The sequence below is a fragment of the Spirosoma daeguense genome, from assembly GCF_054776875.1.
Genome location: NZ_BAAHBF010000001.1, coordinates 235507 through 259954 on the forward strand (window position 1 = coordinate 235507; position 24448 = coordinate 259954).

A 24448-nucleotide genomic window follows, 5' to 3' on the forward strand; every position below is an offset into this window, starting at 1 on the left:
TTGAATAACTTGCCGTTACCATTTTACAAGATACGGCTTACCTACTACGTCTAATAAGGGTCAGTTTCATTACCCCGAATTGGACGGGTAAGTTTCCGCCACCAGCCAAATAGGCCGCCATCTTCGGGTTCTGGGTCCGATGGTACGGTAGGTTTTCCACCTGTGCTGCCGGTTTTATCTCTGCCACCGTTTATTGGCCCTGCCCCATGTACAGACGACTCGTCGTTACGTGGTCGATTCGGATCTGTAATGAATGAAATCCGGTTATCAATCGTCTTGTAACCCGCCCATACCAAGCCAACAGCCGTAGCGTAAGCAGGATCACCCACCAGATCGGCACGACCATTAGGTTCCAGATGCTCCGGGTAGCCTACACGAACTTCCTCTAAGCCAGTTACCCGGCTAAAAATCTGCTCCATGCCCGATATCATTGCCGAGCCCCCTGTTAAAACCAGTCCACCTAGTAGTTTACCTTCATAACCTGAGCGCATAATTTCAGCTTGCACGAGTGCCGCAATTTCACGTAGCCGATCTTCGATGATCAGTGCTACGTTTTTCAGCAGTACGTCCTTAGGCTTACGATTACTTAAACCCGGGACACCTACTACTTCGTTCAGATTATAATCAGCAGGGTTGGCGCTACCAAATTTCTTTTTCAACAACTCGGCCTGATTCGGTAGAATTTTGCATCCTGCCTGAATATCGGCAGTCAGGCTATTACCCGCCCATGGGAATACTGCTACGTGACGTAATACGTTTCGGTAGTAGATCGCCATTTCGGTTGTGCCACCGCCAATGTCTACCAATGCTACACCTGCGTATTTTTCTTCATCGGTTAATACTGCTAAACCAGATGCCAATGCCGACAACATCATCGTGTCCTGCGTCAGATTATTTCGGGTAATACAGCGACGAATGTTTCTAGCCGCGCTAGCCTGAGCAGTAATCAACTGAAAATCAGCACCTAGCTTAATACCATTTCGACCAACGGGTTGATTGACGTTAATTTCTGTATCGACCACGAAATCCATTGGCAACACGTGGATAATCTCCTTGTCTGCTGGCATCGATGTCCGATACATATCATTGAGCAGATGGTCAATATCTTCCGTCTGCACCTCATCGCCCGAAGATGATCGTGTAATGCTACCACTCGATTTTACCGACGTAACGTGTGAACCACTAAAGCTAACGTTCACCCGATTTATGTTCAGATTCGACTGATTAGCAGCTTCTTCTACCGCTCTACGAATGGCATTCACCGTATTCTGAACATTCACAACCGAACCTTTCGCTACGCCGTCAGTCAACATGGTTTCACCAACTCCCAATACTTCGAGAGTTTCCATGTCTTTCTTGTTACGGATCAGCCGACCAGCCACAGCACATACTTTCGTGCTACCGATGTCCAGTCCTACTACAATTTCATCGTCTACGTCCGTGGTTGTCATTGGCAAACTATTTGGTTTCGGTATTGAACGTTGACCCGACGGTAGCGATCCCATCCCTTAGCCGGTAAAACGTTTGTATAAACTAATTTCAGTTTTTTAAACTTCGCATCTAATTCAGTAGGAGTTCCCAGTTCAATCTGATGGCTGCCTACCTGTGGCCACATAGTTACTTCTCCCTGTTCATTGACAGAAAGTTCAGAAATTTGTGCCCTCCAGAACGGATCTTCATGAATCCGTTGTAATAAATTCAGTAATGGTTTATTACGTTCATTCGCCAACGATCGGTTCTGCGCAAAATAAGCTCCAGTTAGTAGAGGAACACGTGCGGAATAATTCATCGAAATCGGAAAAAATCGTCCTTCTTCGCTCACATATTGCCCCGACACCGCTCGTAAACCATCTCCAGAGGCCATCAATCGAGCCAACGGACGAGGCTGCTCAATTACGACCAGCATATCCCCGTTCAGGTCACGCGATATTTGGCAACTTTTTACCAATCCATGCTGAGTCAGACGTTTTTCCAATTGCCGAAGATCGACGTTGGCATAGTCTTTGCCCAGAATAGGATCAGCCCCCCCATTTGTCAGATACCCCATTACATCCTGGCGTGTCAGAAATCGATGTCCATCAACCTCATCTAGTCGAATAATTACCTCCCGAACGGCCTTCTGACCGTGCCGAACTTCAGTGAAAGCAATCAGCCCAACAAGGCTCAATAACCCGCCGGTGACCAACAACACCTTTTTGGATGATTTAAAGGTAGAAAACATCTATAAATAAGCTGAGTTGTTGTGGATATATTTTTATCTATTGGTATTCAAGTGCGTTTTTTAGGGCTGGCAATAACTGATCAATGTCGCCAGCCCCAATGGTTACTAACAATTCTGGCTTCATTTGTCGCACAACGTCAGGCAATTCATCTTTGGTGCATTTTTTCTTTGTTTTCGATTGTACGCGCTGAAAAATCAAATCCGACGTAACCCCTTCCATCGGTAATTCGCGAGCCGGATAAATATCCAGCAGAATTACATGATCAGCGAGTGAAAGGCTTTCAGCAAAACCTTCAGCAAAGTCGCGGGTACGGCTAAATAGATGCGGTTGAAAGGCTGCAGTTAGCTCTCTATCAGGGTATAGTGCTTTTACAGACGCTAAAAATGCTTTCACTTCAGCAGGGTGATGGGCGTAATCGTCTATAAGTACGACAGAATCTGTTTTTAGGATGTACTCAAATCGTCTACGTACGCCTTTATAACTACCTAATGCTGCACGAATGGCTTCTGGAGATACACCAACCTCCAAGGCAACCGCTCCGGCAGCTACTGCATTTTCAACGTTATGGAAACCCGGGATTATCAATCGGATATCCGTAATAACGCCCTCCGGATGCACCAGATCAAATACAAAAGTGGATTGCTCAATCCGAATATTCTGGCTGTAATAATTGCCAGATTCCAACGAATACTCCTGAACAGTGGCCTGCGTTTTATCGGCTAAGGTTAACCCTGTTTTCATAAAAAGCACGCCATCGTTCTCAATTTGGCTAACGTATTGACTAAACGATTGCAATACAGCATTGTGAGCGCCATAGATATCAAGATGATCAGCATCGGTCGACGTAACGATTGCATATTTAGGAAAAAGTGTCAGAAACGACCGATCAAATTCATCGGCCTCTACTACACAAATCACTGATCGTAGATCGTCAGCAGGCTCATTTAGCAGAAAGTTGGTGCCGTAGTTGTTTGTAATTCCACCAAGAAAAGCAGCACAATTCACACCTGCATCACGCAGAATATGTGCCACCATCGACGACGTAGTGGTTTTACCGTGCGTTCCGGCGACGCCAATCGTAGTCATTTGACCGGCCAGTAAACCAAGCACTTGCGAACGTTTCTGCAGTGTGAAGCCTTTCTCGATAAAGTACACATATTCAGCATGGCTTTGGGGCACGGCTGGCGTGTAAATTACCAGCGTTTCAGTAGGATTTTCGCGAAATACAATTGGAATTTGCTCAACATCTTCCGTGAAATGGATGGCCACGCCCTCATTTTCAAGTGCTTCTGTGAGTGTAGTGGTCGTTCGGTCGTAACCAGCCACTACGTATTCATTGATTCGGAACCAGCGAGCCAGCGCACTCATGCCAATTCCGCCAATACCAAGAAAATAAATGTATTTAAACTGTGTCAGAGTCATATATTAAAGAGAAATAAAGCAGCAAGGGTCACCTTTTCTTTACTTAATTTTCCTCATTTTGTTAATTTTATTACCTCTTCTGCAATTTCACGAGCCGCATTTGGCTTTGCCAGTTTCTTTATCTGGCTACGTAGCTCTTTTTGCTTCTCTGGGTTTGCTAGTAAATTCAGGGCTGTTTCAATTAATTCTTCGCGCGCATTTCGATCAGCAACGAGCAAAGCAGCATCGTGCTTTACTAAGCTCATCGCATTTTTCGTTTGGTGATCCTCCGTAGCCGCAGGGAAAGGCACCAATATCGATGGCCTTCCAACCAGACAAAGCTCCGAAACGGATAAAGCACCTGCCCTTGATATAACAATATCGGCAACAGCATATGCTTTGTCCATATCGTAAATAAAATCATAGGCTTTCACCAAGGGTGAATTTGTTTTGGCAACAGCTTCTTTCGCGCGACTGATAAAACCAGTGCCCGTTTGCCAAAGCACCTGAACACCTGCATTAATTAATTGATTTAAACCGGCTTCGATACTTTCATTGATAGTACGTGCTCCCTGACTTCCTCCAATAATTAGTACCGTTAAGCGATTCGTTTCGAGATTAAAAAGTGCCCGGCCAGCGTCTATCTGTTGATCGGCAAACTGAATATCACTACGTACTGGGTTTCCTGTTACCTTAATTTTATCAGCAGCGAAAAAAGCGTCCATATTTGGATAGGCTACACAGATACGTTTTGCCCAGCGTGCCAATGCTTTATTGGTTATTCCAGCATAAGAATTCTGCTCCTGAATCAGTGTAGGTATTCCTTTAAGCGAAGCCATCAGCAACAACGGCCCGCTGGCGTATCCGCCTACACCTACTGCTACGTCGGGTTGAAAATTCCGAACAATATGCCGGGCACTTAGCAAGCTACGCCCTAGCTTAAACGGAAAGCCCAGATTAGCGAATGTCAGTTCGCGTTTAATACCAACCACCGGCAAACCAACAATGTTGTAGCCAGCACGAGGAACTTTTTCCATTTCCATCTTCCCCTCGGCTCCAACAAATAGTATCTCTGTTGTTGGATCAATAGCTTTTAGCTCATTAGCAATTGCTATAGCTGGGTAAATGTGTCCGCCTGTTCCTCCTCCGCTGATTATAACTTTCATGACGTACCTTTTTCACTCTTAAGAATCACATCACCTTTAGCCAGCAGAATCTAGATTCTGCTTTCGTCGGCTTCTTCACGGCTTACGCTCAAAACAATCCCAATTGCCAACCCTGTGAATATGAGCGACGTACCACCCATACTTAACAAAGGCAATGGCTGCCCTGTAACAGGAGCCATGCCAATGGCAACACAAATGCTAGCAAATGCCTGAAAAACAAGACTAAATGTAAGCCCTGCAGACAAGAGTCCCCCAAACGGTCGTGAGGATTTCTGGAGTGTTTTCATACCCCGCCACAGAAACCACAGGTACGCCATTACAACTGGAATACCCCCAAAGAGCAGTCCGTATTCTTCTACAATGATGGCATAAATAAAGTCAGAAAAGGGGTTAGGCAACGTATTACGCTGGTGGCTGTTGCCAGGCCCTTGTCCGGTAAGGCCGCCATTTGCCAAGGCGATGTAAGACTGCTCAACCTGAAACGGAATCGTATCTGCCTTACTAAACGTAGTAACCCTATTGATGGCCGTTTGCAATCGTTGGCCGGCCGCAAGTGCAATTCCTCCACACACAATACAGGCACCAATCATATAAGCAAGAAAACGCACAGGTACCCGCCCGATATACATAAGCAGAAAGCAGGTTGCTCCTAGCAATAGCGCTGTCGATGTATTGGATAGAATGATAAGCGAACAAATTATAGCAATCCAGACAATCAAATTGAATAATACACTTGGATCGCTCATGAAACGCTGCCGCTTGGCAAGCATAGCCGCCAGATTCGAAATAAGCGCCAGCTTAGCTAAGTCGGAGGGCTGAAATGTCTGATTAATAATCGGAATCGTTACCCAGCGCGATGCGTCATTTCGGGCTTCTCCGCCAACAAAAGCCCAAATCAATAATGGAATCGAAAGCCATAGGCCATATTTCGACAGACGGGCGAAATGCACATAGTTAATTTTATGCGCAAAATAGGTACAGGCAAGCCCTACTAAAAGTAGAGCACCATGTTTCAGAAGAAATACTTCTGTATTACCATCTAATTCACGAAACGCTTTAGTGCCAGTCGAGCTATAAACGACAAGCACACTCATGATAGACAGATAAAGTACGAACCACCATATCTGTCGATCGCCTTTAAGGTGCGTACGAATCCATTCGCGTAGGGCCATGTTTCCGATTAATGAGCTAGGTTAGTAGTAAGTGGTAAATGTTTACATTAATTTTTTAACGACTGCTTTAAATTGATTGCCTCGATCTTCATAATTTTTAAACAAATCGAAACTGGCGCAAGCTGGCGATAACAGTACGACCTCACCCGGCGATGCCCAGTCCAGACCTTTCGCTACAGCATCGTCGATACGTTGTGTTTCATAAATTAAAGAGACTTTATCACCAAAATGCTCTATTAATTTACGATTATCAATCCCAAGACAAATGAGTGCTTTTACATTCTGGCTAACCAGTTCATCTAGCTGGCTATAGTCATTGCCCTTATCCTGTCCTCCAGCAATCCATACGGTAGGCGTTTCCATACTCGACAGGGCATAGAAAACAGAGTCGACGTTTGTGGCTTTGGAATCGTTGATAAACTGCACGCCATTGATAATTCCGGCTGGCTCTAATCGATGGGCAGCATTCTCAAACGTTTTAAGGCCAGCAGCAATAGCTTCGTTGGTTATACGTAGTGTTTGGGCCACCAGTATTGCCGAAAGCATATTAATTGCATTGTGCGGCCCTCGCAAGGGAGTATCATTTTGCGGCAGCTCAAATAGTTGGTTGTTTGTTTGGGCAATTAGCTTCCCATTTTCAAGATGCCCCCCCGGAATCACTGCACTCAACAGCGACACAGGCAATTTATTCACGACCAAATTTCGTTTTTCGAGTTCCAGACGGATTGGCTCGCTTTCTTCAAAATAGATAAATGAATCTTCAGCACGAGCGTTCTGTAGAATTCGAAATTTCGAATCGATGTAATTTTGAAATGTATAGTTGTAGCGATCAAGATGGTCGGGAGTAATATTGAGTAAGACCATGACATCGAGATGAACATCATACATATCGTCGAGTTGGAAACTACTCAGCTCAAGTACGTAATAATCAAACGTATCAGCAATTACCTGTTCGGCAAAGCTGTTACCAATATTACCCGCCAGCCCTACATTCAAACCTGCCGACTTAAGCAGGTGATAGATTAAAAGTGTAGTTGTCGTTTTCCCATTGCTGCCTGTTATACCAATCAATTTGGCTTTTGTATAACGAGCAGCAAACTCTATTTCTGAAATAACGGATGTCTTCTGAGTACGTAACTGTTGAATCAGCGGAGCTTTTTCTGGAATGCCCGGGCTTTTCACTACCTCATCGGCAGCAAGAATACGTTCTTCTGTATGTCCACCTTCTTCGAATGGAATATTGGCCTGCTGAAGTGCTGTCCGATAGCTTTCTTTCAACGATCCTTTGTCGGAAAGAAAGACAGTAAACCCTTTGGCTTTCGCTAGTAGCGCAGCCCCTACTCCACTTTCGCCACCACCAAGAATAACTAATTGTTGCACTGAGATGCTTGCTAGATACTACTAACAAAGTAACGTATAAAAAAAAAAGCCCCAACAATGATTAGGGCTTTTTTAAAAAAAATCTCCGAAAAATTCTATTATTTAGAAGGTATCGAGTTAGATAATCTCGCCCTGTTAGCCAATTTCACAATCAAGAAAACTACCCAAGCAATAATTAGGAATTGAATACAGGTATTTAAAAAATTACCGTAGCGTATTGCAACTTCTGGTGTAGTACCAGCAGCTTCACTCAATACAATTTTTAACTGACTAAAGTCTACACCACCAAGTACTAACCCTAATATCGGGTTGATAATATCTTCAACTAACGACGTAGTGATTTTGCCGAAGGCAGCACCAATAATTACACCAACCGCCAGATCAAGTACATTTCCCTGTGCAATAAATGTCCGAAATTCGCTTAGCATACATGGGTTTGTTTAAGGTTAAAAATATAAGAAATATCCCTGTTAAGGTAGTGATAAAATTTACATTAAAAACGGCCAGGTAATGGATCACTCACTTTTGGGACGTCTTTTTTCACCCGAAATGAACTTATATTATACACCAGTCCGATTGCTAATGTCTGCTGAAGTTGAAGTTCCGCACTAAAATCTTTGTTATAGAGTGCAATAAGCCCAAAGGTCGTGCTTAAGTATTTACTCACTTTGGCGGTCATAATTAAATCAAGCCGGTGGTTAATATTGTTCAGTTGAGCATACTGAGTAAAAAGTTGATACCGTGCGTTTAATGAAATATTTTCCGTCAAATTACGATTCAAAACAGTCTGTAGCTGGAATGCCAACCATTCTATTCGTGAGGATTTACCAGGTTCTACTCCGTAAGCCTTCTGTGTTGGATCAGGTACAAACGTACCATTTGCAAGCTCGCGTACCCTTACACCCTGATCTGATAAGAACGTAAATCGTGGAGCAAGTGGGCTCATTCTTAACGAAAACCAATCATTAGGGCGATAAGCTATGCCAGCGGCAAACGTAAACTGTGCCGGAGCAAAAAAGTTAGACACCCGCAAACGAGCTTGATCCGCAGGGAGTTTGTCGTATCGGTAACCTGGAGCAAAAAACGTATTAAACGTACCGGATAAGAACAAATCCCATTTAGGAGCAATTTTACTACCGAGTACAGAAATTACAATAATCTGATCAGCTGCTTTTCGTGTATTTCCTAATTGAGTTACGTAACCCAATTGTAAATCTGCCGTATTATCCCACGATATCTTTCCTTTTTCGTAGAGTGCTCTGGCTGCCACAATTGCCCCTAAAGCAACAGAGTTTACTCCACCTCCAGACCAATTACTAAATGATGCCTGATTAAAATTGACACCTCCGCTAAAAGACTTCTGCCAATAAGACGTATCAGGTTTTATAGCTACTGTATCTTTAAAATTAGTAGTAACACGTATTGAGTCTGGCGAAACGGTTTTGCTTGAATCCTGGGCCCAAGTATGCCCCGTACATAGGCAACTTATTAGGACGTACAACAACTTCTTTCTCATCGATTGTATAATTTTTAGTTAGACGGCATTATTGACCACCGGTAACGGCAAATATCTTTATACCTCTCGATATAGAAGTACCTCAATCGCCAGTTCACCGCTACAAGCTATCAGGAACTGGCAATTCACTATTTTAAGTAGCGTAGAATCACGGAACTACCTTTTTCTAAATAGCTGATTTATCAAATAATTGAACTTTTTTTGTTTGCAGATTCTGCAATGGTATAATTGTCGTTGAGGCATCTGTCTTTATCGTCATTGATAAATTATCAATACGTATAATTTCTCCTTTAACGTCATCGATCTGGACAATCTGGCCTTCCTTGTATTTATTTTTTGTATAAAAAGAAGACAAGATATTAGCCATTAAATCTCGCGAAGCAATTCCATACCCAATGGCAAAAGCAAATATTACTCCGCCAATAACTAAATTGAAGCTAGATTCGAGCAATTCGGTATTAATACCAGCCTGCCCAAGCGCACTGATAATAGTTATTACCAGAAAAAATATAAATACGATTGTACTTAGAAGCCGAGCCGACGAAATATTAAATGACTGACACACGCTTAAGACAGCAGCCCGTATCCCATCAGAAAGTAATACTCCTACCTGAAGCATAATTGCAGCTGCAATTAATTTAGGAATAAAGTTAATTAATGATGCTACAGTCTCTGTGATAGCAGCTACACCCAACTTTTCAGTAGCGGCTTTTATAAAAACTAATAGTATAAAATAGTAAAGGACTTTAGTTATAATCTCACTCAGTTTAATTTCGGTTTTAAGCTGTTTAATGATTTTTATATCATTCAACCGATTACCGATTTTATCGAAACCTACCCGGTCTAAGACACGTAGCAATATATACGATACTATACGAGCAATACCAAAACCAATACCTAGAATGACAAATGCAAATAATAATCGAGGTACAAAATCAACAAATTGGTCTATTAGATTTTGGAAAGTATTACGTAATACTTCTGTTAATTCGGGAAGCTGTTTCATACAAAAGTTTTTTTATTATCAGGTGGGTTTGGGGATGCATTCCCCAAAACAGAAGCAACACCGAACAAATCTCCTACATATAAGTCGATTACAGTTATCACATTACGGATGAGATCAATTTCAGATACCAGTTGTTTTTTTAGCTCTGGCGGACATGAGGCATCGGACTCAAGCAGTTTGAAAGGATTATGTTCATCCATAATCTAATAGTTTAGTGATTTCATCGAAAAAAATCGCGGGCCGATAGAACTGCTTTAACTGCTAGTAGAAGCCAAAATACAGCACCTTCCAAATAATATTTACGTAGCTTATCGCGTGACCGCTTTAAGCGCATCTTTACGGCACTTTCGGTCAATCCACTGATTGTTGCAATTTCACGGATGCTTATATCATCCTGATACTTCATCAACAGTATTGACTGTTCATCAGGAGCAAGACGTTGTATAGCACGCTCAAGTTGTTGAGTTTCCATTTCGGCCAGTTCTGCCAACTCATCCTCATTACCAACATCAAGCCGTTCCCATCCCTCATCTACATAAACTTCCTTACGTAGATATGGTGATCGTAATTGATCAGTACAATGGTTGTATGTAATTGAATACAACCAGGTCGAAAATTTAGCCTGTTCTCGGAAACTACTTAATTTAACTACTAATTTCAAAAAGATGTCATGTGTCAGATCTTCGGCACGTACCGGATCTTTCATAAACGACAGGCATTTCCGGTATACTTTATCACAATAGCGTTCATATATACGTTCAAAGTACCTGTTTTCCTGAGTGTTAACATAAAGTCTGACTAACTCCTCATCCGAAATTTGTTCCATATTGTTCACAATGGTCATTAAGACCTAAACACTGTTGAAAAGTAACATTTTCTTTTAGTTTATTCAATCCTAAGCTATATTAAATGAAGCAGTAACTATATGAATTCCCAACTATAGTCACTATAATTAGTCATTCTATTTGTTATAGTATGTATATCGACCAGCTATTTCGAACCATATTTCCAGAATAACCAAATTGTTATTTTAGCACTGATGTCTAAATAGGTAATTTATGAATATGTCATTACGGATTACATACTTAGGAATTAAGAGCGCAAATTTTGCCAGATTAATCTAATTCACATCATTAAGGCGTGCAAATTGAGGTTTTGATGTGGTTTTGATGTGGTTTTGATGTATCAAAATTACATTTCTAACCAATTTATCAGCACATATACTATGCCAGACATAAATTTTTTATACTCAGATAATTTAATATATAGGAGATAAAAAAAAAGGCCGACTTTAAAGCCGGCCTTCCTTCATAAAAATGAACTATTAACCAATAGCTACGCGCTTAAACGCAGAGACAGTTAAACCTTTACTTGTCTTTTCCAGCAATTGGGCAATCGTAAGAGAGCTATCTTTTACAAACTCCTGATTCAGAAGGGTGTTTTCTTTATAAAACTTATTCAATTTACCCAGAGCAATTTTTTCAAGCATTGCCTCAGGCTTTCCTTCCTGGCGAGCCTGTTCTTTTCCGATTTCGATTTCGCGTTCAACGATCGTTGAATCTACACCATCTTTATCAAGTGCAACAGGTTTCATAGCCGCAATTTGCATTGCTACGTCTCTACCTACTTCTGTTACGTCTGTTCCATTTGTATTAGCAAGCCCTACTAACACGCCTAATTTACCATTAGAGTGGATATACGATACAACTTTATCAGCCGATACAGTTTCGAAAGACGCTACGTCTATTTTCTCACCAATCTTACCCATCAAATCAGTAATATGCTCCTGCAAAGCGCGACCATCTGCTTGGGGAGTTGCTAGTAACGTAGCTTTATCGGTAGCATCAGTAGCTACTGCCGTACTGATTACAGCCATTGCCAGATTTTGAAAATCAGCTACTTTCGATACAGGCTCTGTTTCACAAGCTAGAGCAATAACTTTACCTGATTTTCCGTCAGGACTAACGTGAGCTAAGACAATACCTTCGGCAGTTGCATTGTCAGCCCGTTTATCAGCTATTTTCTGACCTTGCTTCCGCAGGATCTCTTTCGCTTTTTCGAAATCACCATCAGCTTCGGTAAGGGCTTTTTTACAATCCATCATACCGGCTCCGGTCTCTTGCCGAAGTTTGTTTACGTCAGCAGCAGTAATTGCCATAATAAAATGTAGTTAGTAAGTTGAAATACCAAAATTTCTTTGGCTATCAATAAGTTGTGTGTTGAAATGGAATAGCCCATAGCGGCTGGCTACGGGCTATTTTCAGTTTGTAGTACTATCGTTCGTAGTTTACAATTCTTAATAATACGTACAAACTATATAATAATACTTATGCTTCGTTACCGTCCTCAGCAACTACCGCAGGAGCTTCTGCTTCAGGTTGGGTTTCGCCTTCTGCACGAGCCTGAGCCAGGTCTTCGCTACGTTTAGCTTCCTCCTCTTCCTGAATACGTTGATCGTCCTTATCTTGTTTGCGCTCCATAAGTCCTTCCTCAATAGCCTTACCAATAGCCAGAGTGATGAGTGAAATAGACTTGTATGCGTCATCATTTGCTGGAATGGCGAAATCAACTGAATCTGGATTCGAGTTTGTATCGCACATCGCAAATACGGGAATACCTAACCGGTGCGCTTCGGCAACGGCAATATGTTCACGCTTTACGTCAACAATGAATAAAGCCGCAGGCAAGCGAGTCAGATCAGAAATACCGCCTAATACACGCTCCAGTTTTTCTTTGTCGCGAGTCCGAATTAAACGCTCACGCTTCGCAATGCTTTTAACGGTCTCCTCGTCTTTCAGCATTTTGTCCAGCGTTTGCATTTTCTTCAGCGACTTACGAATAGTCGCAAAGTTTGTTAGCATACCACCTTGCCAACGTTCGGTTACGTATGGCATTTTCAGGCGACGCGCTTCTTCCGATACAATTTCCTGCGCCTGTTTTTTGGTGGCAACAAACATCACTTTACGGCCCGAACGTACAATACCTTTAATAGCATTGCAAGCTTCGTCCAGAGCAGCCAGCGTTTTGTTAAGGTCAATAATATGGATGCCGTTCTTCTCCATGAAGATATACGGAGCCATCCGGGGGTCCCACTTACGCGTTAAGTGCCCAAAGTGCACGCCTGCGTCGAGGAGTTCTTTATATTCGATTTGTGCCATTTCTAGTTAATGAACAAAGAAAATGAAAAAATAAAAATGTACGCAGCACCATGCATCGGCATCATCTAAGCACAGTCTGGACAGTTTTGCATAGGGACAATCCCTATTGCTATTAACGTTTCGAGAACTGGAAACGACGACGGGCTTTTTTCCGACCTGGTTTCTTCCGCTCTACCATCCGAGAATCCCGTGTTAGGAATCCTTCTTTCTTCAAAGCTGGACGGAATTCAGCATTCAATTCGACTAGTGCCCGGGCAATAGCCATACGGGTAGCTTCAGCCTGACCGGCTACACCACCACCACGAACGTTAACTTTTACGTCGTAGCCACCAACACCGTTGATTGTTGCAAACGGCTGGTTAAGAATGATCTGAAGAACTTCGGTTGGAAAATACTGTTTGTAGTCTTTTCCGTTTACCGAAATGGCTCCGCTTCCCGCCGACATATAGATGCGGGAAATAGCTGTTTTACGGCGGCCAATGGTATTAATACGTTCCATTATGACTTAGATTTTACGGCTTTAGGTTGTTGAGCCTCGTGTGGGTGCTGATCACCAGCATAAACATACAGGTTGGTATACAACCGCCGACCAAGCCGATTTTTAGGCAGCATGCCTTTTACCGCATGTTCAATGATACGCTCGGGGTGTTTTTCGAGCATAATCTGTGGCGTTGCGAAACGTTGTCCACCAGGATAACCGGTGTGGCGAACGTAAACTTTGTCGGTCATCTTAGCACCTGTCAGGCGTACCTTTTCGGCATTGATGACAATCACGTTATCTCCGCAATCAACATGCGGAGTGAAGTTGGTTTTGTGTTTTCCGCGAATCATAGATGCAATCTGGCTGGCCAGCCGACCGAGCACTGCACCTTGCGCGTCAATCACAACCCACTCCTTCTGCGCCGTTTCTTTGTTGGCAGAAATAGTTTTGTAACTGAGAGTGTTCACTTTTATGGAGACTAATTGGTTGATTTCTAATAACTTGCTTATAAAAAAGCACCCCCGCTTCAAAACGGGAGTGCAAATATAGGAGTTACTACGCTGAAAAACAAGGCCATGGCCTACAATTCCTTCTAGCGTAACTTAAGCGTTGCCAAAGCCATTACAGCCAGAATAATACCTACAATCCAGAAACGAGTTACCAGCTTGGCTTCATGGTAGCCTTTTTTCTGAAAATGATGGTGCAATGGCGACATTAAGAAAATACGTCGGCCTTCACCATACTTTTGTTTAGTATACTTAAAATAGCCTACCTGAAGGATAACGGACATATTTTCGGCCAGAAAAATTCCACAAACCAGAGGAATCATTAATTCCTTACGTATCGCTAAAAACAGGACAGCAATAACTCCTCCCAGCATTAAACTGCCTGTATCGCCCATGAACACCTGAGCAGGATATGAGTTGTACCACAAGAATCCGACGCAGGCCCCAACAAACGCAGCACAGAACACAACTAGTTCGCCCGAATTTGGAATATACATGATGGTTAAATATTGAGAAGCAATTTTATTGCTTGATAACCAAGCTAGTATAGCCAGTGTAAGCCCAATTACAACCGATGAACCAGCCGCCAAGCCGTCGATTCCGTCGGTAATATTGGCTCCATTTGAAATGAACGTGACAACAAAAATACAGACCAGTACGTACACAATCCAGCTATAACTATCGGGGAGTAACCCAAACAGTAACGTACTATAATCGAAGTCAATATTTTTAATAAAAGGAACAGTTGTCAGCGTCGACTTAATATCTACGTATACATCAGGTATGTCTGACGTACTGAGCCGACGGGGAGCGTATTTACGAATTTTAACGTAGTCGTTAAAATAAAGCGTCAAACCCACAATCAGTCCTAATCCTACCTGACCAACTACTTTAAACTTCCCCTGAAGGCCTTCCTTGTTCTTTTTGAAAACTTTTATGTAATCATCCAGAAACCCGATTAAGCCTGTCCACACCGTCGAAACAAGGGCCAGCACTACGTATACATTCGAAAGCTTGGCAAACAGCAGTGCGGGTATGAGCAACGACGCCAGAATAATAAATCCTCCCATTGTAGGCGTGCCACGTTTTTGCATCTGCCCCTCCAGTCCTAAATCACGTATCGATTCTCCGATCTGGAGATTTCGTAACGTATCAATAATACGTCGACCAAATGCAGCTGCTATAAATAGCGACGTAACAACAGCGCCAAGGGCACGGAATGAAATGTATTGAAAAACCCCGGCTCCGGGAATGTTGTATCGTTCGTCGAGAAACTGAAAGAGGTAATAGAGCATTTTTAATGAGCGAAAGAGTGAAAGAGTGAAAGAGCGAAGGGCTGACGCGGAAACCTACCGGATGGTTTCGCTCTTTCGCTCTTTCACTCTTTCGCTCTTTGTTACAGGTCAAAGTTACTGATTTCCGTGTTCTATAAAAGTGCTTCGTAGAACAGCCCGGTCATCAAAATCATACTTAACACCCTTGATTTCCTGATACGTTTCGTGTCCTTTTCCCGCCACCAGAATAATATCGTGCGGCTTAGCTATGGCAACAGCCTGCCGAATAGCTTCGTGTCGATCCTCAACCGTTTTAGTTTTTTTGAAATCAACCGGAGGAACACCAGCCTGCATTTGTTCCAAAATAGCCATCGGATCTTCATTACGTGGGTTATCGGAAGTTAAAATAACCCGATCACTGTACCGACAGGCGATTTCGGCCATGATTGGTCGTTTAGCAGCATCACGATTTCCGCCACATCCTACAACCGTGATAACCTGAGGTATATGCCCCTGTTCGTTTGTCTGCCGTAAGTCGTTTATGGTTTCGAGTACGTTCTGCAAGGCATCAGGCGTATGCGCGTAATCGACAATACCCACAATTTTCTCCTCTGAAATAACCTGTTCGAAACGTCCCGGCGGTGGAGTGATGCCAGACAATAAGGTTAGTACATCAGCAGCGTCTTCGCCGAGTAATACGGCTGTTCCATAAACACTTAGCAGGTTATACGCATTGAAACGACCGATTAATTTAAACCAGACTTCCTGCTCATCGACAAGCATATGAAGGCCAAACAGACTATCGGCCACTACCTTTCCTTTGAAGGTAGCCAGCGTTTTAAGCGAATATGTTTCTTTGCGAGCCGCTGTATTCTGAAGCATCACCAGCCCCCTTTTATCATCTACGTTTGTTAGCGCAAACGCTTTAGCCGGAAGTTGATCAAAAAAACCTTTTTTAGCCTTGATATAATTATCAAACGTACCATGAAAATCAAGGTGATCGTGCGTGATGTTCGTAAAAATCCCTCCTACAAACGTCAGCCCGGCGATACGTTCCTGTACTACGGCATGTGAACTCACTTCCATGAATACGTGTGTACACCCATGCGCCAGCATTTTGGTCAGCAATTGATTAATGGTGATCACATCGGGAGTCGTATGCGTAGCCGGAATCACTTCATCATCAATTTGGTTCTGTACAGTTGACAACAAGCCACAACGATAACCTAGCTGACGAAACAGCCGAAATAACAACGTAGCAACCGAGGTTTTACCATTTGTGCCTGTTACGCCAACCAATTTCAGTTTTTGCGAAGGTTGTCCGTAAAAACTAGCCGCTACCAATCCCATTGCCCGCGACGAATCCTCCACCCGAACAAAGGCTACAGCCGGATTTATATCGGCCGGAAATTCTTCACACAAAATAGCCGATGCCCCGTTTCGAATAGCAGTGTCGATAAAGGCGTGGCCATCAGTAACAGTGCCGCGCACAGCTATGAACAAGCTGCCTGGACCAACCCGACGCGAATCCATTGTCAACTCGGTTACGTCCGTATCCATACTTCCAGACGTAGCGAGTAGCGGAATTTTATAGAAAAGGTTTTTAAGCTCCATAGCCATAAAGACGAACAGTATGTCCGTTTGTTGGCTGCAAAAAAACGGTGTACGGGCGGAATTGCCTAATTTAAGCTATTATTGATTTGCCAATAAATGCTGAGGCCTTACGTAGCGACCTAGATTCAGCAGGAAATAAGTCGCTACGTAAGGCCTCAGCAAACCAATCAAAATTGCTAACCGAGTTTCAAGCTAATCGCTCTCCCAGCCACTTTTGCAATACCCACTCCCGGCGATACTGATTGCTCTTTTACTTTACCACGCCCTTCCACCGACACCCGAAAGCCCCGATTTTCGAGCAGATAAACAGCATCCCGCAGCGTAAGTCCGCGTACATCAGGCACTTCACTCGACCGGGTTGGACGAGATTTCCAACGCCCTCCCTGCGACGACTCAACCCAACCTTCTGTCGATGGCTCATTTCTAAGATTCATCGTTGCACTAATAGTATGTAAGTCATCAGCATAACCTGCCAACAAACCGGTAGTTGACACTGGACGAGATGACCCAGCCCGCATGGGAGCGTGCATTTTTATATCAGAAGCAACAATACGGTCAGCCACGGATTTGAATACAGGAGCAGCTACCGAGCCAGCATATAACAAATCGATATTATCTCCCTGCGGTGTATCAACCACGGTTATCATGCTGTATTTTGGCCGGTCTGCGGGAAAATAGCCGATAAACGACGTATAGTATTTACCCACCTGATAACGACCATTAACAATTTTCTGAGCTGTACCCGTTTTTCCGGCTATGGCGTAATGTGGGTTGTTAATGTGTTTGGCCGTTCCTTCGGTAACCACTCCCCGTAACAGCGATTGCACTAATCGGGCAGTTTGTCTTGAACAGATGGTTTCAGAAAGTGTATACGGTTTATTGTCCTGAATAAGCTCATCGCCCCGTTTAATCTGCTTTACTAACATCGGGCGTACCCAACGACCTCCATTAGCCACCGCATTGTAAAACGCCAGCATCTGCAAAGGGGTTATCTGCATTTCGTACCCATATGACATTGACGTAAGCGATACCTTACTCCAGCCTTTCATATCCGGATTACGTACTACCGGAATCGCTTCTCCCTTCATGTGTATGCCGGTAGGCTGAGTCAGGTGAAACTTGCTGAGATACTGACAGTATAATCGGGGCCGACTATAAAAATAACTCTGCATGAGCAGGTGTGTGCCAACATTCGAGGATTTTTCGAAAACCTGACGGGCTGTAATCGTACCGGCTCCTCCACGTTTGGCATCCGTAATCCGAAGATTATGGTACATCCGCGACCCATTACCCGTAGCGACCGGTTGATTAAGCGAAATGGCTTTTTCTTCCAGCAAAGCCATCATGGTCGCCAGTTTGAACGTCGAGCCAGGGTCAGTACGTCCGGCCAGCGCGTGGTTAAAATTTTCGACGTAGTGATCGTCCTGTTTGGTCAGATTGGCAATGGCCCTGATTTCGCCCGTAGCAACTTCCATCACAATTACACAACCTTTGGCAGCATTGTATTTTTCAAGGGCCGAACGTAGCGACGATTCGGCGATGTCCTGAAAATTAACGTCAATGGTCGTGTACAGATCCATACCAGGTTCTGGCGTCATATCTGGCCCATCGTTAACCGGCTTACGAACTCCACCCGACAGCGCTTCAACTAATCCAACAGCATTTTTACCAGCCAGTTCTGGCTGAAAACTAGCCTCTATTCCAATAAGTCCCCGGCCAGTTTTTGCGTCCAGATTGCCGATAGTACGTTCGGCCATCTGCCCAAACGGATGATAGCGTTCGTAGTAAGGACGTAGCACTCCACCACGAGCCGCTACTTTTGCTGAAGTCCGGAAAAATGGCCATTTCAACATCTTCTGACGTTCCTGAAACGTAACACGTCGACGATTCAGTAGTACGTATCGTCGTTTGTTTGCCCGGGCATGCCGAACCATATCGGTATAATCTTCTGCCGTGCGATCCCGAAAAATCTGCGACATCAACAAACCCAGCGAGTCGATTTTCTTATCGAAATATTCTTTTTTGGCCATCATTGGATCTATACCCACTACGTAGGTTGGTAGCGACGTAGCCAGCAGATTATTATTAACCGCATAAATTTTACCCCTCATGGCCCGAATCGTATCGCGTTGAATAACAGTGGTGGCAACACGTTCGCGCCAGAAATTACCTTTTAGGTCCCGATGCAGATATTGCACATAAACCAGCCTGAACAATACGCCAACCGCCAGCACAATCACGAAAAAGAACACGTGATTGGCCCGCTCAATGATATCTGCTTTTATATTAGTACTCATCTGACTTTACCGTAATTTTATGGGGAGGTGTCTGGCTATCGGAAAGGCCTAGTTCGGCCACACGCTTACTAATTTCTGACTGTTTTCCACTTTTGTCAAAATCGGCCTGAAGCACGGTTGCCTGTGCCCGTAGCTCATCGGTCTGGCTCTTTGCTCGCTGAATACGGCGAACCAGACGTTCGGCATTGTGATTCAGAAAGATATAAAGAATCAGCAGACCTGTAACCCACAAAATCCGATCTATATAGCGAATCGGCCAGGCGTTGTCTTCGCCAAAAATCCGATCAAACCCGATATAGTTATCGAGCCATGAAGCGAGTTGTATCCGACGCCGTTGCTTCTTTCTAGGAGCTTCTCGGGGCGGCCGCCGGAAGGTATTTTTAGCCATATGGGTTAGTAAAATTTGAAACCCCAAAATAACAAAAGCATTGCGATTTGTTGTGAAGAAAATTTGGCAGAAAAGCAGATTTCATCGGATTGCCACTTACAACTATCTCAGGCTTTGAACGTTATTTTTGTAGGTGTGTAAACTTGGGTTCGCAGCAGGTTCGTTAAAACAGAATTGAGTGGTATAAGCCATAAGTCTAAAGCCAACCTGTTGAAAGTTCAATTCATAATAGGATAGCTGATTAAGAAGGTATCATCAAAAACGTATCACTATTGGGTAAATCCAATTTTGGACCTAATCACTCGCCTTCTTCCGCAATCATTTATGAGTAGTAAGGGCTGTAGCGAATTTAATTTTTTCATAAAAATTCTGGCAATTATCCCTTTTGGCAACGTTACCGGCAACGTTTGCATAAAAAAATCAGATATTTTCTTCTTTATGTCTATAATTCTTTACAAGCTTGTATGTGTATTTCAAGTTGGCTTTGTACAGGATTCTCTGCCAAGTCGGAGAATAATCCATAATAGATAAAAGCTATGTTAGCTAAGTCCTCTTCACAATCTCGGCGGTCGGAACATGATTTTGTTGACGTATATACACGTTCAGCAACTCCTCATTATAAACTTCAGTTTAATCCAAAGGATAAGACCCCAAAGTATAAGCAGATTGTTCAATCGGTTATTACTGATATTGAGCGGGGTGTATTGAAAAATAATGAACAGTTGCCGTCAATCAGCGAACTGAGTGTTGAGTATTATCTAGCCCGCGACACGGTTGAAAAAGCGTACCGTGAGCTTCGCGAGCAAGGATACATTATTTCTGTGCAGGGGAAAGGTTATTACGTACAGGTCAACGTAGTGCCTAAACTAAAAATATTACTCATTTTCAATAAGTTAAGTTCTTACAAAAAGATTATCTATTATTCTTTTCTAAAAGCACTGGGCGACCACGCCACTGTCGATCTTCAGATTCATCATTACAGTGCATACCATTTTAAGGAAATTATTGAGAAAAACCTGGGAAAATACAATTACTACGTAGTGATGCCTCACTTTACACAGGACATGGATAAGGCCGATTATCTGGAAGTCTTGAAAAGTATTCCATCCGACGAACTGGTGCTGCTCGACAAAGACGTACCCGAATTAAGTGGCTCCTCGTTAAGCGTACATCAAAATTTTGATAAAGACATTTGTGGAGCGCTTGAAAACGCTCAGGATTTGTTAAGTAAGTACAATCGGATGGTGCTTATTTTGCCCAGCGATGGTAATTATTGTGTGGAAACCATGCACGGATTCCGGTCATTTTGTGTGAATTACAATAAGGGTTTTTCTATTAAAGAAAACGCACAAAATGAACAGCTACAGCCCGGAACGGCCTACGTAGTAGTAGAGGAAACAGACCTGTCGGAACTGGTGAAAAAAGCTCGCCAATCCAATTACGAGCTTGGTCAGGCAATCGGAATCATCTCTTTCAACGAAACAACGCTTAAAGAGCTGTTGAATATAACCGTTATCACGACCGATTTTGAGGCAATGGGTTACACAGCCGCTTCGCTCCTGCTCGACCACAAACGTATTAAAGTAAAAAATCCGTTCTACATGATACGTCGTGGATCGCTTTAGTTGATACGCATAGCCCAAAGTATGCGCACCTTCCGTATCCCGGTCAGGCATAGTGCCATAGCTAACTGTCTGAACTGATTTATAATCGTATTCTCTATAGACTAATACGTAACTAGTTGACATTCATTTTTTTATAATTTACTTGGAAATCAATATTCCTATATTCACCTTTGCCTATAAGTCAACAAGATTAGTTAGTAATCAATTTATAGTACAACCATGAATGCTTCACAACAACCTACATTCAGCCAGACCGATACCATTGCATTTTCTATCTCCAGAAACATGGTCAAGAGCTCAATGAAACCGATACGTTGTTGTTAATTTTTACTCTCCGCTCATCTCATCAAACTTCGTTGGCTCCTTTGCAGGTTATTAGGATTTGTAGTTAACTATAAATCCTAACTGAATAAAGCGAATCTGTTTAGTGCCCTTCAACTTCATCATCAGAAAAACATTGTTGCTTTTCAATTATGCAACCATCAACAAGCAAAGGAAATGCTTCTCTATCAGAACCATTCCCTTTAGTAACGTATCAGATTTCGGGTTTCGACCGGGTAAGTTTCGTTAACGATGTTACCAGTATCTTGCCGCATGATGGATCACTTATTATTCGTGCACTCAGTTTTGAAGCCGATGGAGTACGGGTTAAAGGCTCTTTGACGGTACAAATACGGGACACGCCTAACGTAACAGATCGGTTTTTAGGGCGATTACAATCGGTGCAGGGATTAGTAAGCATAAAGGAAGTACATTACGACGCTAGCGTGTAACTTCCTTTATTAAAAACAGGTAGCTTATTTAACCAATACACCCGTGAAACAACAACAACTCATCACCCTCTGTTTTCTGTACATACTAGCTATAGTTTGCCAGGGCCAATCGCAGACGGTAGGGCCAGAAAAAGGCGCACTGGTGATTGTGGGTGGAGGTACTATGCCAGCCGAAATCTGGAGTCGATTCATCGAACTGGCAGGTGGTGTAGCTAACGCTTCTATCGTTATCATTCCAACGGCAGGTGAAGATTCTTTGACCATTCGTGCCCCACGAGAAATAGAAAAACTACAAAGCTTGGGCGTTAAGAACGTAACAACCTTGCATACCCGCGATCCTAAAGTAGCTAATCAGGAATCATTTGTTGCTCCCTTAAAAAATGCCACGGGTATCTGGTTTATGGGTGGGCGTCACTGGCGACTGACCGACTCGTATCTGAACACACTAGCGCACAAAGAGTTTAATGCACTCCTAAACCGGGGCGGTGTAATTGGCGGCACTTCGGCGGGTGCAACTATTCAGGGTTCCTTTATGGTCCGGGGCGACACCAAAGGAAACTCCATTATGGTCGGTGATCATACGCAAGGGCTGGATTTTATTCATAACGTAACGATTGATCAGCATTTTCTCCGCCGGAACCGCCAATTCGATCTGATCGATGTTATAAAAGCTCGTCCTCAATTGCTGGGTATCGCCATTGATGAAGGTACCGCCATTGTTGTACAGCAGAGTACGTTTGAGGTAATTGGCAATTCCTATGTTGGCATTTACGAAGCCAGCCAAATTGCCAATAGCGGTAAATATCCATCTGGTCAGAACAGTAGTGGCGGGCCGTTTTATTTCCTTGAGAAAGGCCAGAAATTTGATTTACAAAGCCGAAAAGTTATCAATCAGCAACCACCGCGACCCAACGAGCCAGCTAAATAAAGATAAGCTTTATACCCTAAAACGGTTGGCTACACCAATGGCGGCAGGAAATTATCAGATTAACTAGTAGTTGAGTAGCGTCATGCCATGAGTAACGCAAAAAATAAGCAAGATTATGACGCTGTGGTAGTTGGGTCTGGGCCCAATGGACTTAGTGCGGCAATTACATTACAACTGGCGGGTCTTTCAGTACTGTTGCTGGAAGCTAAAGATTCGATTGGTGGTGGGCTACGTTCGGCACAACTAACCCTTCCTGATTTTGTGCATGATGTGTGCTCGGCAATTCACCCGATGGCGGTAGGTTCACCTTTCTTCCAGAAATTACCGCTTGCCGAACACGGACTTGATTTTATAGATCCTCCAGTTCTAGCCGCTCACCCCTTCGATGACGGAACTGCCGCTGCCCTTTTGAAATCGCTCAGCGACACCGCTAATGCACTCGGAACAGATGCGCAAACGTACCGTGATTTACTTGAGCCACTGACACGTAGCTGGCCGGGAATGGCTCCTGACGTATTGGGGCCGCTACGTATCCCGAAGCACCCGATCGATATGGCGTTGTTTGGCTTGAATGCGCTGCTTCCATCTACACAATTACTAAAACGATTTACAACTAAAGAAGCGCGTGGTCTTTTGGGTGGCATGGCCGCGCATTCGATCCAGCCGCTTACCAATCTTACTACGTCGGCTATTGCAATGGTGCTCACGGCAGCCGGGCATTTATACGGCTGGCCCATTCCAAAAGGTGGTTCACAATCCATTGCGAATGCGCTGGCGTCTTATTTCCGTTCCCTGGGCGGTAAAATTGAAACCGATACGTATGTTCGGTCAATGAAAGATATTCCAGCTTCGCGGGTTGTTTTGTTCGATATTACGCCCAAACAATTGCTACGTATTGCTGGCGATCAACTTTCATCTGTCTACCGAAAACAGCTTAGCAGATACCGTTATGGCATGGGCGTTTTTAAAGTTGACTGGGCACTGAGTGAGCCGATTCCCTTTACAGCGCCTGAATGTCGACAGGCAGGAACCGTTCATATCGGTGGTACGTTCGAGGAAATTGTTGCAGCCGAAAAAGCCACTTCAGATGGCCAGCACCCCGAGAAACCATTCGCTTTACTAGCCCAGCAAAGTTTGTTCGACCCAAGTCGGGCTCCAAAAGGTAAACACACAGCCTGGGCTTACTGCCACGTTCCCAACGGCTCTACCCTCGGCCGAACCAAGGTTATTGAGCAGCAAATTGAGCGTTTTGCGCCCGGTTTTCGGGATTGTATTCTGGCTCGACATACGATGGATTCAGCCCAAATGGAAACCTATAATCCCAATTATATTGGCGGAGATATAAACGGCGGTATTCTTGATATTAGTCAGCTATATACTCGTCCAACCATCAGTTTGTCGCCCTATAAAACGTCGGCATCCAATATTTTCATCTGTTCTTCGTCAACGCCCCCCGGTGGTGGCGTACATGGCATGTGCGGTTATCATGCCGCCCGTGTAGCGCTACGTGATGCATTTGGATTAACGGTACCTATATAAAT

The 24448-nt window shown here is 43.6% G+C and carries 23 protein-coding genes; 4 read left to right on the forward strand and 19 right to left on the reverse strand.

From position 1 onward, the window contains the following. Positions 1-50: 50 nt before the first annotated feature. From ftsA to ACYVD4_RS00880, 19 genes are all read right to left on the reverse strand, one after another. A complete protein-coding gene (gene ftsA, locus ACYVD4_RS00790; protein WP_460941709.1) occupies positions 51-1451 on the reverse strand; it encodes a cell division protein FtsA in 1401 nt (466 codons plus the stop codon). Further along, complete coding sequence (locus tag ACYVD4_RS00795; protein WP_460941710.1) at positions 1448-2221, reverse strand: cell division protein FtsQ/DivIB; 774 nt, start codon at positions 2219-2221, stop codon at positions 1448-1450. Before ACYVD4_RS00795 ends, ftsA begins: the two co-directional genes overlap by 4 nt. Positions 2222-2258: 37 nt before the next feature. Then, positions 2259-3644 (reverse strand): UDP-N-acetylmuramate--L-alanine ligase, encoded by a 1386-nt coding sequence (gene murC / locus ACYVD4_RS00800; RefSeq protein WP_460941711.1) that lies wholly within the window; start codon positions 3642-3644, stop codon positions 2259-2261. A gap of 53 nt (positions 3645-3697) precedes the next feature. Then, positions 3698-4789, reverse strand: a complete 1092-nt coding sequence (gene murG, locus ACYVD4_RS00805; RefSeq protein ID WP_460941712.1) for an undecaprenyldiphospho-muramoylpentapeptide beta-N-acetylglucosaminyltransferase — start codon at positions 4787-4789, stop codon at positions 3698-3700. A gap of 50 nt (positions 4790-4839) precedes the next feature. Continuing rightward, complete coding sequence (locus ACYVD4_RS00810) at positions 4840-5961, reverse strand: FtsW/RodA/SpoVE family cell cycle protein (RefSeq protein ID WP_460941713.1); 1122 nt, start codon at positions 5959-5961, stop codon at positions 4840-4842. A gap of 42 nt (positions 5962-6003) precedes the next feature. Beyond that, the gene (gene murD, locus ACYVD4_RS00815) at positions 6004-7347 is read right to left on the reverse strand and encodes a UDP-N-acetylmuramoyl-L-alanine--D-glutamate ligase (RefSeq protein WP_460942958.1); all 1344 of its coding nucleotides are present in this window, start codon (positions 7345-7347) and stop codon (positions 6004-6006) included. A gap of 92 nt (positions 7348-7439) precedes the next feature. Further along, a complete protein-coding gene (gene mscL, locus ACYVD4_RS00820; RefSeq protein WP_460941714.1) occupies positions 7440-7769 on the reverse strand; it encodes a large-conductance mechanosensitive channel protein MscL in 330 nt (109 codons plus the stop codon). Between the two features lie 65 nt (positions 7770-7834). Further along, positions 7835-8857: a DUF3078 domain-containing protein gene (locus tag ACYVD4_RS00825; RefSeq protein ID WP_460941715.1), complete on the reverse strand. Its 1023-nt coding sequence runs from the start codon at positions 8855-8857 to the stop codon at positions 7835-7837. A gap of 166 nt (positions 8858-9023) precedes the next feature. Continuing rightward, positions 9024-9863: a mechanosensitive ion channel family protein gene (locus ACYVD4_RS00830; RefSeq protein WP_460941716.1), complete on the reverse strand. Its 840-nt coding sequence runs from the start codon at positions 9861-9863 to the stop codon at positions 9024-9026. Next, positions 9860-10063 (reverse strand): hypothetical protein, encoded by a 204-nt coding sequence (locus ACYVD4_RS00835; protein ID WP_460941717.1) that lies wholly within the window; start codon positions 10061-10063, stop codon positions 9860-9862. The genes ACYVD4_RS00830 and ACYVD4_RS00835 overlap by 4 nt, the downstream gene beginning before the upstream one ends. A 20-nt stretch (positions 10064-10083) precedes the next feature. After that, positions 10084-10689, reverse strand: coding sequence for an RNA polymerase sigma factor (locus ACYVD4_RS00840; protein ID WP_460941718.1), 606 nt, complete (start codon positions 10687-10689; stop codon positions 10084-10086). Between the two features lie 498 nt (positions 10690-11187). After that, a complete protein-coding gene (gene tsf / locus ACYVD4_RS00845; protein ID WP_460941719.1) occupies positions 11188-12021 on the reverse strand; it encodes a translation elongation factor Ts in 834 nt (277 codons plus the stop codon). Between the two features lie 169 nt (positions 12022-12190). Beyond that, on the reverse strand, positions 12191-13021 hold the full coding sequence (gene rpsB / locus ACYVD4_RS00850; protein ID WP_460941720.1) for a 30S ribosomal protein S2: 831 nt from the start codon (positions 13019-13021) through the stop codon (positions 12191-12193). A 112-nt stretch (positions 13022-13133) separates the two neighbouring features. Beyond that, the gene (gene rpsI, locus ACYVD4_RS00855) at positions 13134-13520 is read right to left on the reverse strand and encodes a 30S ribosomal protein S9 (protein ID WP_460941721.1); all 387 of its coding nucleotides are present in this window, start codon (positions 13518-13520) and stop codon (positions 13134-13136) included. Then, positions 13520-13969, reverse strand: coding sequence for a 50S ribosomal protein L13 (rplM, locus tag ACYVD4_RS00860; RefSeq protein ID WP_460941722.1), 450 nt, complete (start codon positions 13967-13969; stop codon positions 13520-13522). Before rplM ends, rpsI begins: the two co-directional genes overlap by 1 nt. Before the next feature lie 125 nt (positions 13970-14094). After that, on the reverse strand, positions 14095-15303 hold the full coding sequence (gene mraY / locus ACYVD4_RS00865; protein WP_460941723.1) for a phospho-N-acetylmuramoyl-pentapeptide-transferase: 1209 nt from the start codon (positions 15301-15303) through the stop codon (positions 14095-14097). 114 nt (positions 15304-15417) lie between these two features. Further along, positions 15418-16896: a UDP-N-acetylmuramoyl-L-alanyl-D-glutamate--2,6-diaminopimelate ligase gene (locus ACYVD4_RS00870; protein WP_460942960.1), complete on the reverse strand. Its 1479-nt coding sequence runs from the start codon at positions 16894-16896 to the stop codon at positions 15418-15420. Positions 16897-17072: 176 nt separating this feature from the next. After that, on the reverse strand, positions 17073-19193 hold the full coding sequence (locus tag ACYVD4_RS00875) for a penicillin-binding protein (protein WP_460941724.1): 2121 nt from the start codon (positions 19191-19193) through the stop codon (positions 17073-17075). Further along, positions 19183-19581: an FtsL-like putative cell division protein gene (locus tag ACYVD4_RS00880; protein WP_460941725.1), complete on the reverse strand. Its 399-nt coding sequence runs from the start codon at positions 19579-19581 to the stop codon at positions 19183-19185. Before ACYVD4_RS00880 ends, ACYVD4_RS00875 begins: the two co-directional genes overlap by 11 nt. 536 nt (positions 19582-20117) lie before the next feature. Between ACYVD4_RS00880 and ACYVD4_RS00885 the strand changes: the two genes are divergently transcribed. The 4 genes from ACYVD4_RS00885 to ACYVD4_RS00900 all read left to right on the forward strand — a co-directional run bounded on the left by ACYVD4_RS00885 (position 20118) and on the right by ACYVD4_RS00900 (position 24446). Next, the gene (locus ACYVD4_RS00885) at positions 20118-21206 is read left to right on the forward strand and encodes a GntR family transcriptional regulator (protein WP_460941726.1); all 1089 of its coding nucleotides are present in this window, start codon (positions 20118-20120) and stop codon (positions 21204-21206) included. Positions 21207-21679: 473 nt separating this feature from the next. Beyond that, positions 21680-21979 (forward strand): hypothetical protein, encoded by a 300-nt coding sequence (locus ACYVD4_RS00890; RefSeq protein ID WP_460941727.1) that lies wholly within the window; start codon positions 21680-21682, stop codon positions 21977-21979. A 61-nt stretch (positions 21980-22040) separates the two neighbouring features. Further along, positions 22041-22907, forward strand: coding sequence for a cyanophycinase (locus ACYVD4_RS00895; protein WP_460942962.1), 867 nt, complete (start codon positions 22041-22043; stop codon positions 22905-22907). An 87-nt stretch (positions 22908-22994) separates the two neighbouring features. After that, positions 22995-24446: a phytoene desaturase family protein gene (locus ACYVD4_RS00900; protein WP_460941728.1), complete on the forward strand. Its 1452-nt coding sequence runs from the start codon at positions 22995-22997 to the stop codon at positions 24444-24446. Positions 24447-24448 lie beyond the last annotated feature (2 nt).